The following is a 23,356-nucleotide window of genomic DNA, read 5'->3' on the forward strand; positions in this document are numbered from 1 at the left end:
GTCCTCACGCTCCGTAAACGAGCTTGTCCTGACGTGCACGCAGTTCGGCAATCTTGGAACCAGGTGCCACAGCCGCATTATCGTAAGTGATGAGCTCGCCCTTCTTGATCGGCTTGGTCACGCTGCCGCCTTGCAGAAGCCCGCAAGGGATCGCGTGCGCATCGCGCGCTTCGCCCGAAGTCATGATCCACGCGCGGTAGCAATATTCGCCGATGGCATCGAGCTTTTCGCCCGGCTGCATGTCTTTCTTTGCAACGGCTGCCACTTCGGCGACCGGCTTTGAAAGCGGAACCATGTCCGGCTTGCCATAGAGCACAACGCGGGCGCAGGTGAGTGGCACTTCAAGGGAAGTCAGGTGATACGGACGATGGAACGTAAAATACGGCCCCTTGCCCATCTTCAGATCTTCCATGCGCTCGGAAATACGCGGATGCGACATGTCGGCCACGACAAATACGCCCGGCGCAACACCCTTGCCGATAGAGTAATCAACCACACCAACCTTCGACAGCACGCCGCCATCCTTTTCAGGGATCAGCGTCTTATTGAGCTGATCGAGCGTTGCAGCGGGGCCGTGCATACCAGCTTTATCGGGGACAAGACCTGTGGCATTGGCAATAGCCGCCATTTCAACCATGGTCTTTGAACCGTCAACGAATTCCACCAACATACGTACATTCATGTTACGGCGCGTGGCTTCTTCCAGATATTGATCCGGAACAGCATCAATATTGAGCGGATTGTTTTTACCCTTACCCGCAGCCACAATTGGGTGGCCCATAGCGCTTACGAACTCGATCAGCTCCATGCAGGATGACGGCTCATCGCCTGCGCCCAGCGAATAGGTCACGCCAAGGCGTTCAGCTTCGGCTTTCAGATAAGCACCGATGGTGACGTCCGCTTCGACATTCATCATGACAAGATGCTTGCCATACTCCATAGCGCGCAGGCCGATTTCAGCCCCCACAGCCGGAACACCGGTTGCATCGATCACGACATCGATAAGATCATTTTCGAGGATCAGATTGGCATTGTCGGTTACAGCAACCTTGTGCGCTTCCATAGCAGCAGTCAGGTCGGAAGCTGTCGAGACCTCGCGGCCATGGCCTTCTTCCTGAAAAGCAATATCCACGGCCTTGAGTGCATTGGGAACGCGCAGTTCAGAAATAGCGCCAACCTCGATGCCCGGCATATGCGCAACGCGCGTGACTATATCGGTGCCCATTTCGCCGGAGCCAATCAGTCCGATGCGAATTGGGCGCCCACTATCCGCCCGCGCCTGCATGTCACGCGCCAAACCTGTCAACGCCACATTGGTTGCCATCGTTTCCTCCTGAACATCCCTGCAAAATTCTCGCAGTCTCCTCTGATGCGCTATCGATTAATGAACATTTGTTTCTAAGTCAATACCAGTGTTCATTTCTCGCAGCGCTTACACCTCTCGAAATGCCATCTTGTTATTCAACTTTAGTTTGCTATAGAATACAAATGTTCTGCCGTTTCGCCCAATTCACATTTTGAAACGTCGATACGTGCGAGCTAATAATGATGTTCTGTTAGTTCGGTGCACTTTGGGACGTGCTCCGAGGGGGAGGAGAGATAAATGGACGCATTTCTGAGCGGACTTAAAACGGCAGTCGATACGCTTGGGGCGACAGTCCTGTTGCCTATCGTGATTTTCATTATTGCAGTGGTACTTGGGGCGAAGGTCGGCAAAGCCTTCCGTGCAGCCATAACAATTGGCGTCGCTTTCATCGGTATCAACCTGGTCCTTGGCCTTATGTTCACCTCCATCGGTGAAGTGGCTCAGGCAATCGTGACCAATACAGGCATAAAACGCGATATCGTCGATGTCGGTTGGCCTTCCGCTGCGGCCATTGCCTTTGGTTCATCCGTGGGCTTGTGGGTTATTCCAGTAGGTATTCTGGTCAATATCGTCCTCCTGCTCATGCGCTGGACGCGCACGCTCAATGTGGACGTATGGAATTTCTGGCACTTTGCTTTCGTGGGCTCGCTGGTTGTCGCTGCAACCGATAACCTCGCTTATGGCATCATCATTGCAGCACTGGTTGCAGCACTGTCGCTGTTGTTTGCAGACTGGTCCGCACGCGCTGTTCAGCAGTTCTATGGCGTACCCGGTGTGTCCGTGCCGCATCTGGCCTCGGCGCAGATCCTGCCAATTGCCATCGTGCTCAACTGGATCATGGATCGCATTCCCGGCATCAACAAGATCAACATCAGCACTGAAACCATCGAACGTCGCTTCGGCGTTTTCGGTGAGCCGGTCGTGATGGGGCTGATCATCGGCCTCGTGCTTGGTACTATCGCATTTTATAATGCTGGCGATTTCGGCACGATCCTCGCCAAGGTTCTCGGCACCGGCATGACGCTCGCAGCGGTCATGCTGCTTCTGCCGCGCATGGTGAAAATCCTGATGGAAGGCCTGCTGCCGGTTTCTGACGCTGCACAGGAATTTGTGCGCAAGCGCACAGGCGACCGCGAACTTCTCGTCGGTCTCGACTCGGCAATCCTGATTGGACACCCGGCTGCGATTTCGTCATCACTCATTCTGGTGCCGATTGCGATTATCCTGTCGGTCATCCTGCCGGGCAACCGCGTGATCCTGTTCGCCGATCTTGCCGTCATTCCGTTCATCGTCGCCATGACGGCACCGCTTCTGAAAGGAAACGTGTTCCGCATGGTCGTCGTCGGAACCATCACACTGGCCATCGGCTTCTATGTCGCCAATGCGCTCGCACCATTGTTCACCAGCGCTGCTGTTTCATCGGGCTTCAAGCTGCCTGAGAACGCCTTGCAGATTACTTCGGTGGTCGATGGATTCCTGTGGGTGCCTTACGTCATCATCTCGGCCATCCAGTGGCTCGGTGCTATTGGTATCGCGGTAATCGCCGTCGTTATTGCAGCACTTTTCATGCTCTATCGTCGCAATACGCAGGCATGGGAACGCGCTGCGGGTGCTGAGGACGAACCTGCAGACGAAATTGCTGCCTGAGGGCGACAATGATCGCTGCATGAAATACAAGTCGCACGTCGAGATCGGCGTGCGACCTTCTTTGAATGGAGAATGGAATGGCTGCTGGTCTGATTGAGTTTCTCGACCCACAAGCGATCGAGCTTCAGAGCGAAGCAAAAACCAACGAAGAGATTATCCGGATATTGGCGGGCAAGCTCGAGAAGCTGGGCTATGTAAAGCCAAGCTACGCCGATGCCGTCGTCCGCCGCGAACTGTCCATGCCTACCGGATTACCGCTTGAGCGCGATGATAACGTCGCAGTCCCCCACACCGATCCTGAACATGTGATCAAGGCTGGCATTGCATTCGCGACGCTGAAATCGCCCATCCAGTTCGCCAATATGGAAGACCCGGAAGAAGCTGTCCCGGTTGGATATGTGTTTCTGCTTGCCATCAATGACAAGGATAAACAGATTGAGACCTTACAGCAGATCATGGCAACCATTCAGGATGCTGATGCACTCGACAGGCTGAAGGCCGCACGCACGCTTGGGGACGTTCAAACTGCCTTGCAATAAAGGCTAGAGCATTTCCAGCAAAAGTGCGAAGCGGTTTTGCGTCGGATAATGCGAAAAAACAAAGAAATAGAGCATTTCCAATGATTCAGGAATAACAGGAAATGCTCTAGCGCTCTGAACACACAGGCACCAATTGGAGGAAACCATGGCTAAAATGAAAACAATTCTCTTCGCTTGCGGTACAGGTGTAGCGACATCTACGGCAGTGAATGCAACCGTCACCGAAGAAATGAAAAAGCGTGGGCTTACCTTCAACGCTCAGCAGGCAAAAGCAACTGAAGTTGCTTCTCTGGCTGACAATGTGGATTTCATCGTTTCCACTACGCCTATTTCGGCTTCTGTGACCAAGCCCGTCATAAAAGGCCTCCCCTTCCTGACCGGCATTGGCAAGGATCAGGTTCTCGATCAGATCGAAGCCGAGCTGCGCAAATAAGCGCGGACCGTGAAACCTGACCGTTCACGCGATCTAACGGGTTTAATGCGGGTTATCTTCTGAAATCCGATAATCCCTAAGTTTCGCAACAGCGCAGCGGGCGGCGCCAACCCCTCCCGTTGCGAGTTCTCTCCCGCACTGACTTGAACCAAAGCCCTATCGCAGATCAACCAGATCGCCCACAATCGCCGCAGCCTCGTTCTGCAGGACATCTGTCGCGCTCTTGCGGTTTTTCTCAATCGCCAGATCAGCACTCAAGCTTCGCTCATTCGACTGCAGACCGTCATCCATCCCGGTATCAATACCGTCGTTGACCTTCCCGCGTGCCTTGATCCGCTTTTCCTGAGCAGCCATCTCGTTGCGACGTTCAGTTTCGTTGAGGGATATGGATTTTTTCTCGCGCTGCTCTTTCAGCGTTGCAACGTCTTGCAAAAAGTCCTGAAACTCCGGGGATTTCTGCACGCGCTCATCATGCAGGTTCTGCAGCCGGGGCAACAGCGTCTTTATATTGTCCGATGACTTGTACTTCGCAGCCTTCACCTGCGACCACGGCAACGCATTGTCGAAGCTTGATTCACCGACAAGCTTGAGATCGAAAAGCCCCGGTAGACTAATATCAGGTGTTACACCACGCAATTGGGTCGTACCACCGTCAACTCGGAAGAACTGCGCAACTGTAAATTTAAGCTCGCCATATTCCGGTTTGGGATTATTGGCCACTTCGTCGAGATTGACCACGGTCTGCACCGTTCCCTTGCCGAAACTTGGTTCGCCGATAACCACACCACGACCATAATCCTGTATCGCCGCAGCAAAAATCTCGGAAGCCGAAGCTGAACCGCGATTGATGAGTACGCCCAGCGGGCCCTTCCAGGCAGGTGCCGAAAGAGTATCGCTTTCCACCTTGACTTCGCCGCTTGCATTGCGCTGCTGAACGACCGGTCCTTTTCCAACAAACAATCCTGTCAGATCGATCGCTTCGCTGAGCGAACCACCGCCGTTGTTGCGCAGGTCGACCAGCACACCATCAACCTTGTCTTGCTTCAACTCAGCAATGAGCTTGGCAACATCGCGGCTGGCACTCCTGTAATTCTTGTCGCCCTTGCGCCGCGCTTCAATGTCTTCGTAAAACGCCGGCAGAGTGATCACTCCAATCTTGCGGGAGGCGTCTCCGTCTTTCACCGAAAGGATCTTCTTCTGGGCGGCCTGCTTGTCGAGACTGATCTTGTCGCGGACTAGAGAGATAACATGGTGCTTGCCGTCGGGGCCAGCATCGACGGGCAGGATATCGAGCCGCACAACCGAACCCTTGTCACCACGGATCATCTGCACGACCTCATCGAGACGCATGCCGATCACTTCCTTGATAGGACCTTCCTTGCCCTGTCCAACGCCAACAATACGGTCGCCCACGGCAAGCTTGCCCGATGACTGTGCCGGACCACCCGCAACCAGTTCACGGATCGTCGTATAGTCGTCTCTTTCCTGGAGCACCGCGCCGATACCGACCAGAGACAGCTTCATTGAAATATCGAATTCGGCTGAAGCCTTGGCACCGAAGTAATCGGTATGCGGATCGACCGACGTCGTATAGGCAGCCATGAATGATTGGAAAGCGTCGCTGCTGTTGTATTTAAACGTGCGCTCGATGGAGTTTTCATAGCGCTTGTCGAGGGTTTTGCGAATCGTCGCATCATCCTTGCCGGCAAGCTTCAAACGCAGCCAGTCGTTCTTGACGCGTTTGCGCCACAGATCATTGCTCTCCTCACTTGATCGCGGCCAGGGCTCCTTGTCGCGCACGATGGAGAAATCTTCCTGCTTGCTGAAATCAAACCCCTGCTTGAGCAGGCTGCGCGCAAAGGTCATGCGCTCGATGATGCGCATCTGGTAGGTGTTGAAGATGGAAAACGGAACAGTCAAATCCTGACGTTCGATGGCATCATCGATTTCCTTGCTGCCGGTCAGGAACTTGTCGACATCCGCCTGCAGAAAGATGAGCCGATCCGGGTCCAGCGAGTCGATAAACCGGTTCATGATCCGGACCGACAGCGCATCATCCAGAGGAATGGGCCGATAATGAAAACGCGTGAGAAACTCTGCCGTTAGATTGGCGGCTTGCATTTGCTCCGGCGACGGCTTCAAAATGGCCGGAGAACTGACTTCAAGAGCATGCGCTGACGAAATGCCTGCCAAAAAGAGCCAGACCAAGCCAATTTTAATGCGTTTCAAGCTGTGTTCCATTCTCGACATTGAGCGCTTAGTTCCAACCCTTGTTCAGCAATTATGTTTTTTTGGCAACCGTCTGCATGAATTATTCAGTCGAGCGGCACTTGGTACTGGCCCATAAGAGATAGACATTGGCTACCGGAGGGGCTTCTTCATGATCAATGGCCCATCTGAGGCGGGTGCCGTATATCGCATTACCACCCGGATCGTCCGCGACTTAACCGGAGTTCTGTTCGCGCACTCATTCAGCGCCTGCTGCGCGCTGATTGCGAATTCTCGACCCGCTCGTCTAACTGGTTGATACTCGACAGTCACGATGCGCACCAACTCGCCCTCAGCATTATATGTAACCTCGAAAGTTGCGGACGCTCGTTGATAGTCAATATTCTCGGGCAACTTCCAGCACTCGGAAGCCATATCGGCAACCAATTGCGCGTCGTTTGCAGCAGCGGGAAAGGCTGCGAACAGCATCAGGATAGTTCCGACGAAGCCAGTTCTGTGCATGTTTCTCCGTCGCGATTTCACGGGTTACGATTCCACCCTTATACGTAGTCGTTGAATCGCTAAGCTACCAGTCTGGGGAGGTTTGTGGTTGTAAAACTTGTATGACCATCAAGCCGGATTTTCCCCGCTTTTTCCCGTTCATCATCAGTTCATGCGCCAGATTTCAGGATGCGAGCTTGAAAGGAGTACGCAGAATGAACCTAGTTAAAGGACTGATCGCCGGTGTTCTCGGTGTCGGGATGCTGATCGGAGCAGGTGCTGCCAATGCCGCGCCGACACTGAACGTCGCAAAACCAGACGTGAGTTCGAATGTCGAACAAGTCCGGGATCATCGGGGGCATCATTCACGGAAACATTGGAAGAAACGGCATCACTACAAGCGAAACAACTGGCGCTCGCATCACCGCCATTATCGTGGGCCACGCTGGCATTCGCATCGCCATTACAGGCACAACGCCTGGCGCAATCATCACAGACACCACTATTATAGTGGGCCACGCGTGAGGCGGGGTCACTATTAGTAAAAGGGGCGCGTAACCGCGCCCCTTTTGTCATTCTCGCTGAAAATGATCGGGGTTGAACCACCCTCAGCCCCGATTGTTCATTCTTACCTTGCTTCGATAGCCTGCAGACCGGCAAGTGCGCATTCCGCATCGGTTGCACCCGATGGTGCGCCGCCAACGCCAATTCCGCCAACCAATGCATCCCCGATCTTGATCGGCAACCCACCCGCCTGAATAACGAAGCGAGAATCCATGTCCCGCATGCCATTATTGGCTGGTTTCGACGCGATAAACTCTGCGACTTCACCGGAATCACGGCCCAGAGCAGCCGACGTGAACGCTTTTCCTTCCGCGCTGCTGCCGGTATGCGGACCAGAAAGATCGGCCTTGAGCAGAACCTTGGTCGATCCGTCTCGCGCCACAACTGCAACGCTCACATTATTGCCCTTGGCGACACAGGCATCCAGTGCAGCCTGTGCAGCTTTGGTTGCCAGATCAAGCGGCAGATAGGGCGTGGTGGGAAGAGTCTGAGCGAAAGCGGTAGCCGGGGCCATCGACAAAACGATAATTGCAAGTTTACGGATCATGGTCGTTCCTCAGTTGTGATGAGGAACATTTAGTTCCCGTCAGCAAGCAGTGAAATCCGTAACATTTACGAACTTATCGGTAGTTCTACGGATGTGACTGTCCTTCAAGCCACAAGCGTGTCATTTCCGCTTGCGATGTCGTGCCCAGTTTTGCTCCTATGGCCGCACGGTGGCTATCTATCGTGCGTGGCGACAATTCAAGACCATCGGCAATTTGCCGGGTAGTGAAGCCCTGTGCAATACGATCAAGCACCTCACGCTCACGCGCCGTCAGCGCGTCCAGCAATGCCAGCGTTTCGGCTCTCAGAGCCTCGCTCCCCAGCTTGCGTTCAAGCAGTTGCTGAGCCTTCTGGATTGCATCGATCAAATCCTGCTCATCGACCGGCTTGGAAAGATAATCCACCGCGCCATTTCTAAAGGCGCGACGACAGGCTTCGATATCGCCGTGGCCCGAGATGATGATCACCGGCCAGTCAACTTCCTGCCCGGCCAGAAGCTCCTGAAGCTTCAGGCCCGTCATGACAGGCATGCGAATATCGAAAATCATGCATCCGGGTTTCAGTCGCGGCAGCTGCGCCAGAAAAGCGGAAGGATCAGCAAACCCCCTGACCTCGATGTCTATGGTCGACAGAAGAAGGCTGAGCGACTTTCGTACCGCTTCATCATCATCGACAAGATAGACCGGCTGAACCATCGTCTTAACTTCCTGTGCCATCGGCGATTGGGAGCACAACGCGAAACAACGCACCTTGCTCCTGAGGAATATAGGAAATTTCACCACCAAAGCGTTCAACCAGCCGCTGGCTGAGTGCCAGGCCGAGACCGGTTCCTTCAGGGCGATTTGTCGTAAAAGGGGTAAAAAGACGCGGCAACAACTCTGGCGCAACACCGGGGCCGTTATCGGCAATTTCCAAAATAGCGAGCGATCCATCAGCTTTCAGGGATGCGTTGACCCGTCGATCACCATCACTATCATGAAAGGATTCAATTGCATTGCGGAGAAGATTGAACATCACCTGTTCCATTTCCACCGGGTCAAACGCAGCCAACAAAGGTGTCTCGGGTATCGAGAGTTCAACTTTGACGCCTTGTCGTACAGCCTCCGAGGCGAGCAGTGTCTGCACGTTCTGCAGTGAAAGGCGCAGATCAGCATGTTTCGTCTGCCGGCGCTGCGGACGAGACCAATTGCGTAGCCGATCCAGAATGGCGGATGCCCGACGCGCCTGATCCACCATATCGTCCAGCGCTCCGGCCAGTGCCGTCATATTGTTGCGGCTCAACAAGCGGCGCCCCGCCTGAGCCCCCGCCAGAAGGGCCGTCAGGGGCTGCGTCAACTCATGTGCCATGCCGCTTGCCATTTCGCCCATCGTGTTGACGCGTGAGGCGTGTGCCAATCGGGCTTCGAGGCTACTCAGTTCTGCACGACGTTCCGCATGGCGCGTGCGTTGTGTCTGGCGAACGATGACCAATCCACCAAAGAACAGCAGGTTCGTAAGAACGAGGATCGGAATAAGCTGGTCAAACGGCAAAAGATCAGTCCAGCCCATGGCAAGGGCTGTCTGGAAGAGAAGCGGTTGCGTTGCACTGCCCAGTTTCTTGGAAAAATGCGCTTCACCAAATGTGCCCGCGCTACTGAATAAAACCTTCCCATCTGGCATGAGGATACGCAGCGCAACGCCATCCCGGCTCCAGAATGCATCGTCAGAACTGATAAGACTGCCCGCATTGATCGAGAGTGTCAGGCCGTCGTGCGGGTTGTCCGTATTCGGGCTGCGTTTTACGATCATGTAATGCCCGGGTCGCGCAGCAGGTGCCAGAAGCTCGGGGACGCCTCGCGATGAACGGGCAGCCACACGTATGGCATCAGCCAGTTCCGGTTCCAGCTTTCTTGTGCCGGTCACGGGCTCAGCCGGGTTCATCGGCACCAGTTGAATTTCATCGATGCGCGGATAGAAACGAGTGATCGTTGCCGCCACTTCGAGGAAAACGTCATCCTGCGAAACATCAGCCGTTCGCGCTTTGGATTGAGCGATCGTTGAAAGCGCCGTCAGATGGGCATCGTGTTGGTCGGCCCGTTGGGAAGCCTCACGATGTAACGTAAAGCTGGCAGCTTGAAGTTCGGACAACAGCGCCGCTCGTTGATAAACAGCAAGGCTGCCTATCGCCAGAAGGTTGAACAGCAGACACAAGAGAAATGGAAGCAAGGCAGATCGGATGCTTCCATTGTAGAGGTTCATAAATTGCATCCCGGTATCAGGCTGTGTTCTGGTCTTTATGGCATCTCTGCTATCTATATATACCCGTATTTATCTCCCCGTCCAAACCGCACCATGCACGATACATGCCTGGGCTGTTGAACGGCAGGCTGACATTGCCTTTGCGATCCACCGCAACAAGACCGCCAGAGCCACCGATTTCACCCAGCTCGCGGACAACCGCGCCAGCCGCCTCATTGAGCGATTGCCCTGCCCAGCGCATCCGTGCATCCACTTCGTGACCCACCGCCCAGCGAATGAAATATTCTCCGTGACCTGTGGCGGAAAGCGCTACCGTCTCGTCATCCGCCCAGGTTCCAGCACCGATGACCGGGCTGTCACCAACGCGTCCCGGTGTCTTGGCGGTCATGCCGCCCGTGGATGTAGCTGCCGCCAGATGACCGAAACGATCCAGTGCAACTGCTCCGACAGTGCCGTGTTTGCGGGCAGGATCGCCATCGTCGGCGGCACCACTGCGACGACGTGCCATTTCGTCGTGCAAGGCCTTGCGACGCTGTTCCGTCGAGAACCATTCCGGCGCCATCATTTCCAGACCGGCAGCTTCGCAAAATCGCTTTGCCCCTTCGCCTGCGAAAAATACGTGTTCGGTCTGCTCCATGACTGCACGTGCCGCCAGAACAGGATTGCGCGGCCCGCAAATTCCGGAGATGGCACCGCATGCGCGGCGGCGGAACGGCAAAAGGATTACGTGCAGGCAGCCCTTTCCGTGCCGATGAGTGGCTGGCACGTCGTAACACGGCATATCCTGCCCAACTCCCTGCCACCGCTCATCGTCGTGGCAACTGTGCAAGTTGCTTCAGCCATTTCGCTGGAAGCCACGCTTTCGTTTCTTGGTGTCGGCCTGCCGCCAACAGAGCCCTCCCTTGGAATGTTGATTGCCAATGGCTTCCAGTATCTTCTGTCGGGCCGCTACTGGATTTCCATCTATCCGGGCGTTGCGCTGATCGTTCTGATCATGGCCATCAATCTCATGGGCGATCAGATCAGAGACATACTCAATCCGAGGCTGCGCAAATGACAGCTCTGCTACAAGTCGACAATCTCTCCACTTATTTTGAAACTGACCGCCGTACGGTGAAATCCGTCGAGGGCATCTCATTTGAAATCGCGAAAGGCGAAATACTTGGCCTTGTCGGAGAATCCGGTTCAGGAAAATCGATCACCGGTTTCTCTCTGATTGGCCTGATCGATAAGCCCGGCAGAATTCAACCCGGAAGTTCAATTCGATTTGAAGGCCGGGAGCTGGTCGGATTGCCGGAAAACCAATTGCGCAGCATTCGTGGTCGGGAAGTCTCTATGGTCTTTCAGGACCCCATGATGACCCTAAACCCGGTCCTCAAGGTCATCGACCAGATCGCAATGGCTATCCGCGCTCACGAAAAGGCTTCGGATGCCGAAGTTCGCCGCAGAGCGATCGAAGCTTTGGCGCGGGTGCGCATTGTCGAGCCGGAAAAGAAGGTCGACCAGTATCCACATCAGTTTTCAGGTGGCATGCGCCAACGCGTGGCGATTGCTATTGCGCTGCTTCACAAGCCCAAACTGGTAATCGCGGACGAACCCACAACGGCGCTCGATGTGTCGGTTCAAGCGGAAATCCTCAAAGAAGTGAAAGCGCTCGTCTCTGAACTGGGTATTTCGATGATCTGGATCAGCCATGATCTCGCGACCGTTGCTTCAATCTCACAGAGAATAGCCGTCATGCGGCTTGGCAAGATTGTCGAGATGGGGAGCGTTGCCGAAGTACTCGGTTCTCCCAAGCACTCCTACACTCAAGGCCTGCTTGATGCCCTGCCGTCACGAAAACAGCCAGGGGAGCTTCTAACCTCAAGCGCCACCGAGAACGCTGGCGAATGTTCAATTATAGAGACGCAGAAGAACAAATCTCTCGCCCCAAGCCCGAACTTCGTCAGCGCCGATGACGTTACGATGGTCTTCCAAAAGCCGGTAGGCTCGCTTGGCCGTTTTGCCCAACGGCTCGGCCTCGCCAAACCAGCTCATGCCGTCCATGCCGTTCAGTCCGCAACTCTTACGACTGCACGCGGCGAAGTGCTGGGGCTGGTCGGCGAATCCGGCTCGGGGAAATCAACGCTTGGCCGCATCATCTGCGGCATCTCCACGCCAACTTCGGGTAATGTTCTGGTTGACGCTCGCAAGGTCCGGGAAAAAGACCGCAAGATCGGCACGTCCGTTCAAATGATCTTTCAGGACCCCTTTGCATCGCTTGATCCACGCCGCACAATATTTCAGTCCGTCGCGGAAGGGCCGATCGCACACGGGCTTTGCACCAAGAAAGACGCGCGCGAATATGTCAATCGCTGGCTGAAATCAGTGGCATTCGATCCGGCGCTGGCAGACCGTTATCCTCACCAGTTCTCCGGCGGACAGCGACAGCGCATTGCTATTGCGCGAGCACTGGCAATGCAACCGGAGCTCATCGTTTGCGACGAGCCAGTGGCTTCGCTCGACGTCTCCATTCAGGCACAGGTTATCAATCTCCTGTTGCAACTGAGGAAAAGCCTTGATCTGACATTGCTTTTTATCAGCCATGACCTGTCTGTCGTTCGCCATCTGTGCGACCGCGTTGTTGTCATGCATCACGGCAAGATTGTCGAAGAAGGTACCGTTTCTCAAATATTCACTCAGCCAAAACAGCCATATACGCGCATGCTGCTTGACGCGGTGCCCAAGCTGGCCTGGTGAAAGGGCCTATCGAACAGGGTCAAAAGGCTTCACTCACCCCGTCTCAGAGTATAGGGCAGAATAAACAGATACAGCCCGGTTGCGAGTAATATAAACAGCGGTAGAAGCGGAGAATAGACGATCCACACCGGAGGCTGCCCGAACGCCATAGTGACGAAATTCGCAATCACGGTAAGCGTGAATATGATCGACAACCAGCGGTGAATTTGGCGTATGGATTTATTCAAGACCATATGTGCTTCTCCTTATGGAGTTCGCCAACCACATTGGCTGAACTCCAGCTCCTTCCGGCTCATTATGCTTTGCGGCACTCTCTCCAGGAGCGGGTTCAGTCCAAATCAGCGGCGACGGCATCGAGCTTTTCAAGGAAATTTCGCCATCCATGATGTGCACCGTGAAAGGCCTGTTTCTGACCTGGCATAAAGCCCGACTGTTCCATCCGCAAATGTGTCCCGGTGGCGGTAGGTATCAAAGTCAAGGTCACGATACTTCTGAGATTGTATGCTTCGTCCTCATGGGTGTGGTTCCAGGTGTAGGATAGCCGCCTGTTCGGCTCGACCACCAGAACCTCACAATCCAGCACCCCGCCCCACTCACCTTTGAGCTTGAAACAATGGCCTACGGTCGGAGCGAAATCATTATTCATCAGCCATTCCGCGATGAGGTGAGGCTCCGTCAATGCGCGCCAGAGCTTTTCAGGCCGATGAGGCATTTCACGCTCAACAATTACCGTTCGCACATCATCAGATATCTCGGTCATTGATCCATCCTCTTCAACAGGTCTTCAAGGGCATCGAACTTCTGCTCCCAGAAACCGTTCAACTCTTTCGCCCAATCGATCAGTGGAATTAGTGCCGTGTATTCGGCCCTGTAGTGGCTTTGGCGCCCCTCGTGACGATCACTGACGAGGCCTGCCCTCTTGAGAGCGGCAAGATGCTTTGAGACGACCGGCTGGGACACACTCGTTCCTGCGGTCAAAACCGTAACCGTCTTCTCGCCCTCTCGGCAAAGTCGTTCAAATATCGACCGTCGGGTCGGATCGGATAAAGCTTTGAAAACTTCGTCTCGCATAGTCATCGCTCAATTCATACCCAATTGGCTATGCGTTGATACATAGCCGAATGGCTATACATCAGTCAAGTGCCTTTCGACGAACTGTCCGTAACGACGTGACACACTGACTGACCTGAGAGCCGTCCGATGCAAATAAAATAAGGATGGACAGGCGGAACATGCCGCCTCCGTTATCAGAACTGCTTCTTGAAATTGACCAGGAAACCGTGTTCGCGGTCCCCGTCTGCAGCTATCAGACCACGATATTCAAGCAGTGCTGCTTGTCCCTTTGTCGCCAATATCGCTATCATCACGACCACAGCCGAAGCTGCCCCGACAGTCAGTTCTCTGGCAAGATGATAACCCATGCTAGCGCTGACGCCGGTGGTCGTGAACCTGACGTGCTTGCCATCATCATGCTCACCCACATTGATCGCACCACACCGGTCCGCAGAGTAAGACGATTGCACCGGAACCAATCACTTTGCCAGAATTCATCGTGGCCTTCACCAAAGCCTCAAATGAGCGGTTGAGCATCATGCGCTCATACACCTGTTCCGGTCTTTCGCCACTCGGCTTCCCGCCGCTTCAAAAGTGGGAGTGTTGCAGGATGACTACAAACCGACAAACATGACTCTTTTAATCATGTAATTTCTTGCCAGCACCAATACATGAATATATCACTCATGATTGTCAAAATCATGTTGGGAATATTCTATATGCGCTCCGATTGCATGCCTCTTCGCCGTACAATTCTGGCTGGCACATCCCTGATTGCTCTTGCCGCCACGCCAATTGCGCAGGACCAGACCACTGCCTCTCCAACGGAGAATGGTGCAATCGTTCTCGACAAGATTGTAATCGACGGCGGCAGCGGCGGCGTGATCGATGCGGACGGTTATGTGGCGCGCAGCAGCGCGACCGGCGCCAAGATCGACACGCCATTTGTGCAGACCCCGCAGTCTATTTCGTCCGTCACCCAACAGCAGCTTGAAGATCGTAATCCGCAGACCTTGCTCGACGCCATTGCCTATACGCCCAGTGCACGCGTTGGCGGCTTTGGCTTCGATCCGCGGTTCGACTCCTTCACCGTGCGTGGCTTCGACGTCACGTATACCGGTGTCTTTCGTGACAATCTGCGCCAGCCCGGAGCAAGCTCGGCGCTGTTCAAGACTGAACCCTATGGCCTGGAAGGCGTTTCCATTCTGCGCGGCCCATCGTCAGCCCTTTACGGTGCTTCCGGTGCCGGTGGTCTGTTCAACCTGATCAGCAAGCGCCCGACCGAAACCCCGCTTCACGAAGTACAGGTCCAGTACGGTACCAATAATCGTTATCAGACCCAGTTCGACCTCTCCGGCCCGGTCAAGGAAGGCGACCCACTTTACTACCGCCTGACAGGGCTTTGGCGCAACGCCGATACCGAACAGCCCTCGGTTCCCGACGACCGCATTTACATTGCACCGGCATTTACGTGGAAGCCCGACGAAGACACGCGCCTGACAATCCTCAGCGAGTTCTCCCGCATCAAAACCGGCGGCACTGCCGCTTATTATTACGATGCCGTAACGGGCAAGGTATCCGACATTTTTGCAGGCAACACTGCCTTCAATGACTCAGTACAAACGCAGGGGCGTGTCGGTTATGAATTTGAAACCCGCCTCAACGACACTTTCGTGTTCCGCCAGAATGCCCGCCTTGCATCGACCAAGATCGGAGCCGACTGGGCCTTTGCCTATCAGGCCAATGAAATCGATCCGTTGCTTCTCGACAGCAGCGCAGGCACTTTTGAGGAGCGGCTGACCAGTTTCACCATCGATAATCAACTGGAAGCAAGCTTCGATACCGGCAATTTCGAGCACACGCTTTTGGCCGGCGTAGACCTGACAAAGCTGCAATGGAAGGGATTGAACGGGTATGGCTATACGCCACCGCTGGATACCAGGCATCCGTCCATGGGGCGCCCTGTAGCGCCAATCGATTTCCAGACAAAAGACGTTCAGGACCAGCTCATGGCTGGCATCTATCTGCAGGATCAGATCCGCTATGATGCCTGGACCATAACCCTCGGCGGTCGTCAGGACTGGGTCAGCACCGACACCAAGAACACCGATCTGGCAACCAGCACGTCCAGCGATTTTGATCAGAGCGACAAGGCCTTCACATGGCGCGCCGGGCTGACTTACGAAACACCTTGGGGCATCACGCCATATGCCAGCTATTCGACAGCCTTTTCACCCAATGCCGGTGTAAACCGGGCAACAGGCAATCCGTTCGAGCCAACGGAAAGCGAACAGCAGGAAGTCGGGATCAAGTATCAGCTGCCCAACAGCAACACCCTGATAACGGCCGCCCTGTTCAACATCAATCAGGACAACGGTCTCTATTACGAAGTGGTCGAATTGGATGCTGGCCCGGCCAACATTCAGGTACAGCGCGGGAAACTGCGTTCGCGCGGTCTGGAACTGGAAGCCAGCACCAGTCTCGACAACGGCCTCTCCCTCATTGCGTCCTATAGCTACATGCAGACCAGCATCAAGGACGGCCCGGACGGAACAGTGGGCAATGAAATCTCATCTGTACCGACCCACATGGCGTCAGCCTGGGCTCACTATAAGTTGCCTGAGAACAGCTTCCTTTACGGGCTGGGTGTCGGCGCAGGTGTCCGTTTTGTCGGCTCAAGTTACGGCAATGACGAAAATACTATGAAAAACAGCTCGCGTGCCTTTGTCGATGCAGCAATTGATTTCGATTTTGGCGCGATCAAGAAGGACTATGAAGGTGTCAAACTGCAGGTCAACGCCACCAACCTGTTCGACACCAGCAAGCCGGTCTGCTCCGCAGGTTTCTGTTATCGTGATCAGGGCCGCACTGTTGTCGGCAGCCTGAAATATTCATGGTAAGCGCCGATACCAGAAATGAAGCACTGCAAGCTCTCAGGCCCCAAGGCCTGAGAGCACTGTTCCATGGTGACAATGCATGGTGTGCCGATAGTATGATGCTGTCCTGCGAAATGACTGACAGCATGCCTCTGTCGGAATTTCTGTACGGCCCTCTCCTGACGAAAACCCTGCATCAATGCGCAGCCGCCTATCCTGATGCCGACCTGCGGGCGGTTTCTTCGTTCTGGTCGCTCTATTATTTTTCGCTTCTGGTCATTCCCTATATCTGCGCCCGACAAAGTGGAGTGGCCCTTCCGGTCGAGCTCGAGAATATGACCATTGCCATCAATGATCAGGGCTTGCCACGTTCCTTTGGCTTGCCCCACGAAGGGCAAGCTTGTGACGCGCCGGATGTGATGACGGTTATCAGCCATGTCGCAAAAAGCCATCTGAACACTGTCGTTCAAGTCCTGAAAGACCGCACCGGCATCTCACCGAAGCTCGCCTGGAATAATGCAGCGGTCTATATCGACTACGCCGTCAACAGCGCAGCTGAAAACCATTGTCGTGATGGCTGGCCATGTCGCCCGCTTTTTGAAACGCAGATTTTTGACGATGGAACGCGCAACCCGTTTTTTGGGTGTCTGCGTCAAGAAACAGATCATGGCGCCAATTTGTGCCGGCGCAAGATTTGCTGCCTGCGCTATAAACTGCCGGGCGTTGCCGGATGCGGTGAATTATGCGCGCTCCCCGAACTTAGAAAGCAATGAAATGATCCGTCTTGTTGTGTGTCTGACTGTAATCTGGCTGGCCCTCGGTAAAAGCGCTGTTGCAGAGGTAACCTATCCCATTCACGTCAAGGATGCGCTTGACCGGGAAGTCACCATTACCGCCCAACCAAAATCCATATTGCTTGGCAGCGGATTCAATCTGATTGCGTTGTCGCTCGTCCATCCAGATCCCGTCAGTGTGCTGGCCGGTTGGGCCGGTGACCTCAAGGGGGACAATCCGGAAATCTATGCCGGCTTCAAACAGCGCTTCCCGGAAATTGAAAAACTGCCGATCATTGGCGACGGCATTACAGTTTCGGTCGAGAAAATCGTTTCTGTAAAAGCCGATCTGGTCATTCTTTCAGACTGGCAGATGCGCAATGATGAAGGTGTGCAGGCGATCGCCTATCTCGAGAAAATGGGCATACCGGTGCTCGTGGTCGACTTCGGCAATCATGCACTCGAAAATACTTCGAAAAACATGCGCCTGCTGGGCAAGGTACTCAACCGCGAGGAGCAGGCTAACGCTTTTGCCGACTTCTACGACGAGCGCATTGCCCGCATTCGTGATCGAGTGGTGAAGAGCGATGCCGGACCGACTGTATTGCTGGAAGCCTTTCCCAATGCCGATCAATGCTGCTACGCTTACGGGCGAACCAGTATGGGCGAGTTCATCACATTGACCGGCAGCCGAAATATTGCTGCAGATGGACCAGCACAGGGAGGGGTGATCAGCAGCGAATTTATCGTTGCCGCCGACCCGCAAGTTTACATCGCCACCTCATCCCCAGGCGGGAAGTATAGCGGTTTTTCGGTTGGGCCGGGCGTAAGCGAACAGGAAGCGCGCGACACACTTTCAAATGCCCTGAAAAATCCTTTCCGCGCTGGTTTGAAGGCCGTGAACGACAAGCGCGTGCATGGATTGTGGAACTTTTTCAATGCCGTTCCCTTGAATGTTCTGGCAGCAGAAGCCTTCGCCGTCTGGCTGCGACCGGAACTGTTCGCGGATATCAGCCCCGAAGCGACACTGGCGGAAATTAACCAGCGTTTCGCGGCTGTCCCGTTTGAAGGTTCATACTGGATCAGCCTGAAACCCTGACCCCGCATTTTTCTTGCGTATACTGCTATCGCAGGCCGCCAGAAGCCTGAGTGTGGGCGTCCGCAGCCAGACCCGGCCAGTAATAACCATTGCTGGTCGGACGTGGACCGAAAATGGCCTGCCCGACCCGTACCACGGTTGCCCCCTCCTCAATTGCAACCTCGAAATCGCCAGACATGCCCATGGAAAGTCCGTTCATATGCGGATGCACATCAACAACACGATCCCGCAGACCACGAAGCAAGCGAAAGCAGGCGCGCACGCGCGCTGTGTCGGAGCTGAAAATTGCGAGCGTCATCAGCCCACGTGGTTTGAGGCGGGGAAACTCTGAGAGACGCGCCACGAACGACATGAGATCGTCCGGATGCAGCCCATATTTGCTTTCCTCGTCCGAAGTATTGACCTGAACGTAAACATCAAGATCACGATCTTCCGCGTCCAGTCTGCGATTCAGTTCTTCCGCCAGGCGGAAACTATCCAGCGCATGGAATTCCCATGCAAGACGAACGAGATATTTGACCTTGTTTGTCTGCAGATGGCCGACAATGCTCCAACGGATCGGCAAATCGTTCAGGGCCGCTTGTTTGTCGCGCGCTTCCTGAAGTTTATTTTCTCCGAAATCGAGAATTCCGGCCGCATAAGCGTGCCGCAGGATGCGAGCCGGGACTGTTTTTGTGATCGGGAGAAGGCGCACATCGTTCGGATCGCGTCCGCTGCGATGACAAGCCGCAGCGATCCGCGCGCGAACCTCTTTGAGATTGCTCGCGAAAACAGAAGTCGGATCAGCACCGAAACGCGCTATCTCGTCTTTGATTGCCTGTCCCTCAACCGGCTGCGGCTCGACAGATAGTTGCATCGCCAATCTCCCTTCAAGCGCCGATACAAATGCTTGCCGCTGCCCGGATACGACATGGCAACCATCCCGCCAGCTTGTATCACAGAGGTGGTCTGGTTCTCCCATCCACTTCTAGCACAAAGATCAGACCAATTTCCAAGTCACCCGGTCATGACGATCATTCAACTGCTGACCACTCGAGCACCTATGGCTTCATGATCGTGCGAAAGGTCGTCGCCAGCTTTTTAACTGCGGTCTCGATTTCTGTCGGCGTATAGGCTGCAAACCCCATCAGAAAACCGGCCTTTCCATCACCGGCCGCGTAAAGCCCGGACAGGCCGAGGAGTTCGATACCGACACGCTGGGCTGCAGCGATGGCATTGCGCTCCGATAAATCACCGGTGAGCAGACAAGACATCTGTAACCCTCCGGCAGGCACATGCGGCTCGACGAAATCCGCCAGATATCGCTCGATCAGTCTGGCCAGTACATCGCGCCGTTCAGCATAGATGCCGCGCATGGCCCGGACATGCGCGCCGAAATGTCCACCTTCCATAAACCGGGCAAGCGTCAACTGCGCCATCGGTGCGGAATGCCCATCAAGCAGAGTGCGCGCAACGGTCATCGGTTTGACCAGTTGCGGCGGCAATACCATGTAACCGATACGCAGGCCCGGAAAGAGTGATTTGGTGAAAGTGCCGATATAGATTGTCCGCTCATGCCGGTCGAGGCCTTGTACGCAGGCGGTCGGTTTGCCGGCGTAATGAAACTCGCTGTCATAATCGTCTTCGATAATCCATGTCTGCTGGCGGGCGGCCCATTCGATCAGCGCTAGTCGACGATCCAACGACAAGGTCGCGCCGGTTGGAAACTGGTGCGAGGGTGTGAGAAACACGGCCTTGGCCTTGAGCGTTTCGCCAACCATCCGCTCGATCACAATGCCTTGGTCGTCCACATTGACTGGAATGGATTCAAGGCCTGCAGCATCGAACGCCTTGCGTGCGCCGTAATAAGCCGGGTCTTCGATGAAGATGCGGTCACCGGGGTCGAACAGCATGTTGGCACATAAAGTCAGCGCCTGTTGCGAGCTGGTGAGGATCAGCACCCTGTCAGGTGTCGCGCGTCCTCCGCGCTCCAGGTTCATGTACTCGGCAACAGCGCGTCGCAAAGGCTCTGTCCCCTGCGGATGACCATGCAGCAGCGCTTGCGTGCCGGCTTCCTTCAAAACCTGCCGTTCCAGACGTTCCCAAAGCTGAAGCGGAAAATTTCGTGTTTCCGGAACACCGTGAGCGAAAGGTCGTGGCGCCAGCAGCTCGCGCACACCACCGCTTCGGAACATGGCTGCTCCGCGTTTGCTCAGGTTGGGCGCCTGATTGCGCAATAGCGCTTCGCGCTGGGAAACGCTGTGTCCGGGTGTGAATTCCGTTATCTGCGCCACGAAACTTCCACTGCCCACCCGGCGGTCGATAAAGCCCTCTGCATGCAGCTGCGCATAAGCCGCTTCGATCGTGTCTCGGGAGACACCCAGCGATTTGGCGAGGCTGCGCGAAGCCGGAAGCGGCTTTCCCGGCCCCAGCGCACCATCGATGATCAATTGCCGGATCGACCGCTGAATACGCGCATGGAGCGGCATTGCCGCATGGGCGGGGTGGGCAATCCAAGCCTTGACGGATTCAAGTTGCGAATGCCTGAACAAATGGACTGGTCTTTTTGTCAAAAATGGATGGGCATATCAGGCCATTAAACAGCTAACTGTCAATCAATCTTTTCAGCCCGACTTGCAGGCCATGTGCCCAATTCCCAGAAGGTTTTTGAGGATGATACCATCCCGTGCTTCAACGTCATCGATCCGCTTGAGCGACCTTGCCCATCCCATCGTGGCGGGCCTAATCTCCGTCATTGTCAATTATGGCGGCACATTCATTCTTGTTTTTCAGGCCGCAAAGGTTGCGGGATTGAGCCCGGAACTGACTGCCTCCTGGGTCTGGTCGGTTTCGATTGGCGTCGGGCTTACCGGCCTTTATCTCAGCTGGCGCTACCGCGAGCCGATCATCACCGCCTGGTCGACGCCAGCGGCTGCCTTTCTTGTAACGGCACTTGCCACCACATCCTACGCCGAGGCAATCGGCGCTTTCATGATTTCGGCTCTCGCATTCGTCATCCTCGGTGTGTCGGGCTATTTCGAGAAAGTCATCCGGCTGATACCGCCAAGCATAGCTTCAGGGCTTCTGGCCGGCATTTTGTTGCAATTCGGAATAGGGGCCTTCGGCGGCACCACCACCGACCCGTTGCTGGTTGGACTGCTGATTGTTGCCTATGTGGTTTTGAAACGGCTGTCCGCTCGCTACGCCGTAGTCGGCATTCTCGTGCTCGGACTGGCCTTCCTGCTTCTGCAAAACAGGGTCGACCTGTCTGGACTGCGACTGGAGTTTGCAACTCCAGTCTTCACCATGCCTGCATTCTCTCTCAATGCCCTGCTGTCCGTCGCGCTGCCATTGTTCCTCATCACACTGACGGGACAGTATATGCCGGGGATGCTGGTTCTGCGTAATGACGGTTTCAAGACCAGCGCCAATCCAATCGTTACCGCAACAGGTCTCGGCTCGCTCATCATGGCGCCATTCGGATCGCATGCCTTCAACATTGCGGCAATCACGGCAGCAATCGCGACCGGGCCTGAAGCACACGAAAATCCATCCAAGCGCTGGATCGCCGGTATTGCAGCGGGCGTGTTCTACATTCTCGTCGGCATATTCGGTGTGACGCTCGCAGCTGTCTTCATGGCTTTTCCCGCAAGCTTTATCACAACGCTCGCAGGTCTGGCCCTGTTGGGCACGATAGGCAGCAGCCTGGCTGGAGCCATGTCAGACCACACGCATCGCGAGGCAGCATTGATTACCTTTCTCGCATCCGCCGCAAACATCAATCTCTTCGGCATCGGCGGTGCTTTCTGGGGACTGATAATCGGATTGGTTGCCTATATCGTTCTCAACGGTCGTCTGCCGCGTCGTGAACGGACCGAATTGAGCGTGAGCGAAGGAGTTGCAAAATGACTGCTAAAAGCACTGGAATGACCACTTCCATCATTTCAATCCAGAGCCAGGTTGTGCACGGGCATGTCGGCAACAGCGCTGCGGTTCTGCCCATGCAGGCCCATGGGTTGAATGTCGCTGCAGTCCCCACGACCTTGCTGTCCAACAATCCGCATTTCGAAACCATGCGCGGGCGGGTTCTCGAATCCGAACTGGTCGGCGATCTTCTGCGCGGTGTCGAAGAGCGCGGATTGATTGAAACAAGCCACTATATTGTTTCCGGCTATCTCGGCTCTCAGGCAAACGGGGATGTGGTCGCCGCTTTCGTCGAACGCGCCCGCCAGATCAATCCCGACATAAAATACATTTGCGATCCGGTCATGGGCGATATGAACCTCGGGATCTTCGTTGCCGATCAGGTGGTGGAATGTATCGTTGAACGGCTTGTTCCGCTAGCCGATCTGTTGACACCCAACCAGTTCGAATTGGGTCTTATCGCACAGACAGATGTAACCTCCTGGGCTGCATTTGAAACCGCGGCGGGGCGTGTGCAGGCACTTCACGGCGCGCAGCTGGTTGTGACCAGTTGCGAACTTGCCGACACTCCTGAAGGCTTGCTGGAAAACATCGTCTTCGACCACGAGACCCGCACGCGACTGATATCGCCGCGCCTGCCGATCGTACCTGTCGGGACTGGTGACCTTTTCACCGGCCTTCTGACTGCCAAGCTTACGCGCGGAAAAACATTGATCGAGGCAGCCCGCAGCGCCGCTGCAACTGTGCTTGAAGTACTCAGGCGTACCATGGAGGCAGGTGAACGTGACATGCAGCTTGCCAGTGTCATCGATGCGCTCATTCCGAGCAAGAATGCTCAAGAATGAAATTCCGGACGATACCTGTCAGATAA

Annotated in this window: 22 protein-coding genes and 1 pseudogene; 11 read left to right on the forward strand and 12 right to left on the reverse strand. The window is 55.0% G+C overall.

Annotated elements, in window-relative coordinates; all coding sequences use genetic code 11:
• Positions 1 to 4 precede the first annotated feature (4 nt).
• Complete coding sequence (locus OANT_RS21235) at positions 5 to 1,324, reverse strand: NAD(P)H-dependent oxidoreductase (protein ID WP_012093446.1); 1,320 nt, start codon at positions 1,322 to 1,324, stop codon at positions 5 to 7.
• Positions 1,325 to 1,603: 279 nt separating this feature from the next.
• Between OANT_RS21235 and OANT_RS21240 the strand changes: the two genes are divergently transcribed.
• The 3 genes from OANT_RS21240 to OANT_RS21250 all read left to right on the forward strand — a co-directional run bounded on the left by OANT_RS21240 (position 1,604) and on the right by OANT_RS21250 (position 3,985).
• Positions 1,604 to 3,013 (forward strand): PTS galactitol transporter subunit IIC, encoded by a 1,410-nt coding sequence (locus OANT_RS21240; protein ID WP_012093447.1) that lies wholly within the window; start codon positions 1,604 to 1,606, stop codon positions 3,011 to 3,013.
• 77 nt (positions 3,014 to 3,090) lie between these two features.
• Positions 3,091 to 3,552 (forward strand): PTS sugar transporter subunit IIA, encoded by a 462-nt coding sequence (locus OANT_RS21245; protein ID WP_012093448.1) that lies wholly within the window; start codon positions 3,091 to 3,093, stop codon positions 3,550 to 3,552.
• Positions 3,553 to 3,697: 145 nt separating this feature from the next.
• Positions 3,698 to 3,985, forward strand: a complete 288-nt coding sequence (locus OANT_RS21250; RefSeq protein ID WP_010659301.1) for a PTS sugar transporter subunit IIB — start codon at positions 3,698 to 3,700, stop codon at positions 3,983 to 3,985.
• A gap of 156 nt (positions 3,986 to 4,141) precedes the next feature.
• On the opposite strand, the gene OANT_RS21255 is transcribed toward OANT_RS21250, so the two are convergent.
• Positions 4,142 to 6,226 carry a carboxy terminal-processing peptidase gene (locus OANT_RS21255; protein WP_040128591.1) on the reverse strand — a complete coding sequence of 695 codons (2,085 nt, stop codon included), beginning with the start codon at positions 6,224 to 6,226 and terminating at the stop codon, positions 4,142 to 4,144.
• 683 nt (positions 6,227 to 6,909) lie between these two features.
• Here OANT_RS21255 and OANT_RS26780 point away from each other — a divergent pair.
• Positions 6,910 to 7,236, forward strand: a complete 327-nt coding sequence (locus OANT_RS26780) for a hypothetical protein (protein ID WP_155269258.1) — start codon at positions 6,910 to 6,912, stop codon at positions 7,234 to 7,236.
• 86 nt (positions 7,237 to 7,322) lie between these two features.
• On the opposite strand, the gene OANT_RS21270 is transcribed toward OANT_RS26780, so the two are convergent.
• From OANT_RS21270 to OANT_RS21285, 4 genes are all read right to left on the reverse strand, one after another.
• Positions 7,323 to 7,805: a GlcG/HbpS family heme-binding protein gene (locus OANT_RS21270; protein WP_012093452.1), complete on the reverse strand. Its 483-nt coding sequence runs from the start codon at positions 7,803 to 7,805 to the stop codon at positions 7,323 to 7,325.
• An 85-nt stretch (positions 7,806 to 7,890) separates the two neighbouring features.
• Positions 7,891 to 8,499 (reverse strand): response regulator transcription factor, encoded by a 609-nt coding sequence (locus OANT_RS21275; protein WP_010659306.1) that lies wholly within the window; start codon positions 8,497 to 8,499, stop codon positions 7,891 to 7,893.
• Between the two features lie 4 nt (positions 8,500 to 8,503).
• Positions 8,504 to 10,042: a sensor histidine kinase gene (locus OANT_RS21280; protein WP_012093453.1), complete on the reverse strand. Its 1,539-nt coding sequence runs from the start codon at positions 10,040 to 10,042 to the stop codon at positions 8,504 to 8,506.
• 49 nt (positions 10,043 to 10,091) lie between these two features.
• On the reverse strand, positions 10,092 to 10,823 hold the full coding sequence (locus OANT_RS21285) for an isoaspartyl peptidase/L-asparaginase family protein (protein WP_235822935.1): 732 nt from the start codon (positions 10,821 to 10,823) through the stop codon (positions 10,092 to 10,094).
• Between OANT_RS21285 and OANT_RS21290 the strand changes: the two are divergent.
• Both OANT_RS21290 and OANT_RS21295 read left to right on the forward strand, forming a co-directional pair.
• A pseudogene (locus tag OANT_RS21290) lies at positions 10,743 to 11,099 on the forward strand (ABC transporter permease); the annotation flags it as partial. The gene OANT_RS21285 and the pseudogene OANT_RS21290 sit on opposite strands and share 81 nt — an antisense overlap.
• Positions 11,096 to 12,781 (forward strand): dipeptide ABC transporter ATP-binding protein, encoded by a 1,686-nt coding sequence (locus OANT_RS21295; protein ID WP_012093454.1) that lies wholly within the window; start codon positions 11,096 to 11,098, stop codon positions 12,779 to 12,781. The pseudogene OANT_RS21290 and the gene OANT_RS21295, both read left to right, overlap by 4 nt.
• Positions 12,782 to 12,810: 29 nt before the next feature.
• On the opposite strand, the gene OANT_RS27210 is transcribed toward OANT_RS21295, so the two are convergent.
• From OANT_RS27210 to OANT_RS21315, 4 genes are all read right to left on the reverse strand, one after another.
• Positions 12,811 to 13,014 carry a hypothetical protein gene (locus OANT_RS27210; RefSeq protein WP_010659316.1) on the reverse strand — a complete coding sequence of 68 codons (204 nt, stop codon included), beginning with the start codon at positions 13,012 to 13,014 and terminating at the stop codon, positions 12,811 to 12,813.
• 95 nt (positions 13,015 to 13,109) lie between these two features.
• Entirely contained in the window at positions 13,110 to 13,541 is a 432-nt protein-coding gene (locus tag OANT_RS21305) for an SRPBCC family protein (RefSeq protein ID WP_010659317.1), read from the reverse strand.
• Positions 13,538 to 13,858, reverse strand: a complete 321-nt coding sequence (locus tag OANT_RS21310) for an ArsR/SmtB family transcription factor (RefSeq protein WP_010659318.1) — start codon at positions 13,856 to 13,858, stop codon at positions 13,538 to 13,540. Before OANT_RS21310 ends, OANT_RS21305 begins: the two co-directional genes overlap by 4 nt.
• A 170-nt stretch (positions 13,859 to 14,028) precedes the next feature.
• Complete coding sequence (locus OANT_RS21315; protein ID WP_144243786.1) at positions 14,029 to 14,262, reverse strand: hypothetical protein; 234 nt, start codon at positions 14,260 to 14,262, stop codon at positions 14,029 to 14,031.
• A gap of 306 nt (positions 14,263 to 14,568) precedes the next feature.
• Between OANT_RS21315 and OANT_RS21320 the strand changes: the two genes are divergently transcribed.
• The 3 genes from OANT_RS21320 to OANT_RS21330 are packed head-to-tail and all read left to right on the forward strand — an operon-like array spanning position 14,569 to position 18,582.
• Positions 14,569 to 16,734 (forward strand): TonB-dependent siderophore receptor, encoded by a 2,166-nt coding sequence (locus OANT_RS21320; protein WP_235823037.1) that lies wholly within the window; start codon positions 14,569 to 14,571, stop codon positions 16,732 to 16,734.
• On the forward strand, positions 16,728 to 17,483 hold the full coding sequence (gene fhuF, locus OANT_RS21325) for a siderophore-iron reductase FhuF (protein ID WP_012093457.1): 756 nt from the start codon (positions 16,728 to 16,730) through the stop codon (positions 17,481 to 17,483). The genes OANT_RS21320 and fhuF overlap by 7 nt, the downstream gene beginning before the upstream one ends.
• A 1-nt stretch (position 17,484) precedes the next feature.
• Positions 17,485 to 18,582: an ABC transporter substrate-binding protein gene (locus OANT_RS21330; protein ID WP_012093458.1), complete on the forward strand. Its 1,098-nt coding sequence runs from the start codon at positions 17,485 to 17,487 to the stop codon at positions 18,580 to 18,582.
• 25 nt (positions 18,583 to 18,607) lie between these two features.
• Here OANT_RS21330 and OANT_RS21335 read toward each other — a convergent pair whose 3' ends face one another.
• Entirely contained in the window at positions 18,608 to 19,438 is an 831-nt protein-coding gene (locus OANT_RS21335) for a YggS family pyridoxal phosphate-dependent enzyme (protein ID WP_012093459.1), read from the reverse strand.
• A gap of 184 nt (positions 19,439 to 19,622) precedes the next feature.
• Positions 19,623 to 21,113, reverse strand: coding sequence for a MocR-like pyridoxine biosynthesis transcription factor PdxR (gene pdxR, locus OANT_RS21340; protein ID WP_040128588.1), 1,491 nt, complete (start codon positions 21,111 to 21,113; stop codon positions 19,623 to 19,625).
• Between the two features lie 121 nt (positions 21,114 to 21,234).
• Here pdxR and OANT_RS21345 point away from each other — a divergent pair, with 121 nt between their 5' ends.
• Together OANT_RS21345 and pdxY are read left to right on the forward strand one after the other, a co-directional pair.
• A complete protein-coding gene (locus OANT_RS21345; protein WP_012093461.1) occupies positions 21,235 to 22,470 on the forward strand; it encodes a benzoate/H(+) symporter BenE family transporter in 1,236 nt (411 codons plus the stop codon).
• Positions 22,467 to 23,330, forward strand: coding sequence for a pyridoxal kinase (gene pdxY, locus OANT_RS21350; protein WP_012093462.1), 864 nt, complete (start codon positions 22,467 to 22,469; stop codon positions 23,328 to 23,330). The genes OANT_RS21345 and pdxY overlap by 4 nt, the downstream gene beginning before the upstream one ends.
• Positions 23,331 to 23,356 lie beyond the last annotated feature (26 nt).

Origin of the sequence: Brucella anthropi ATCC 49188 (genome assembly GCF_000017405.1) — a bacterium.
Lineage (GTDB): Bacteria > Pseudomonadota > Alphaproteobacteria > Rhizobiales > Rhizobiaceae > Brucella > Brucella anthropi.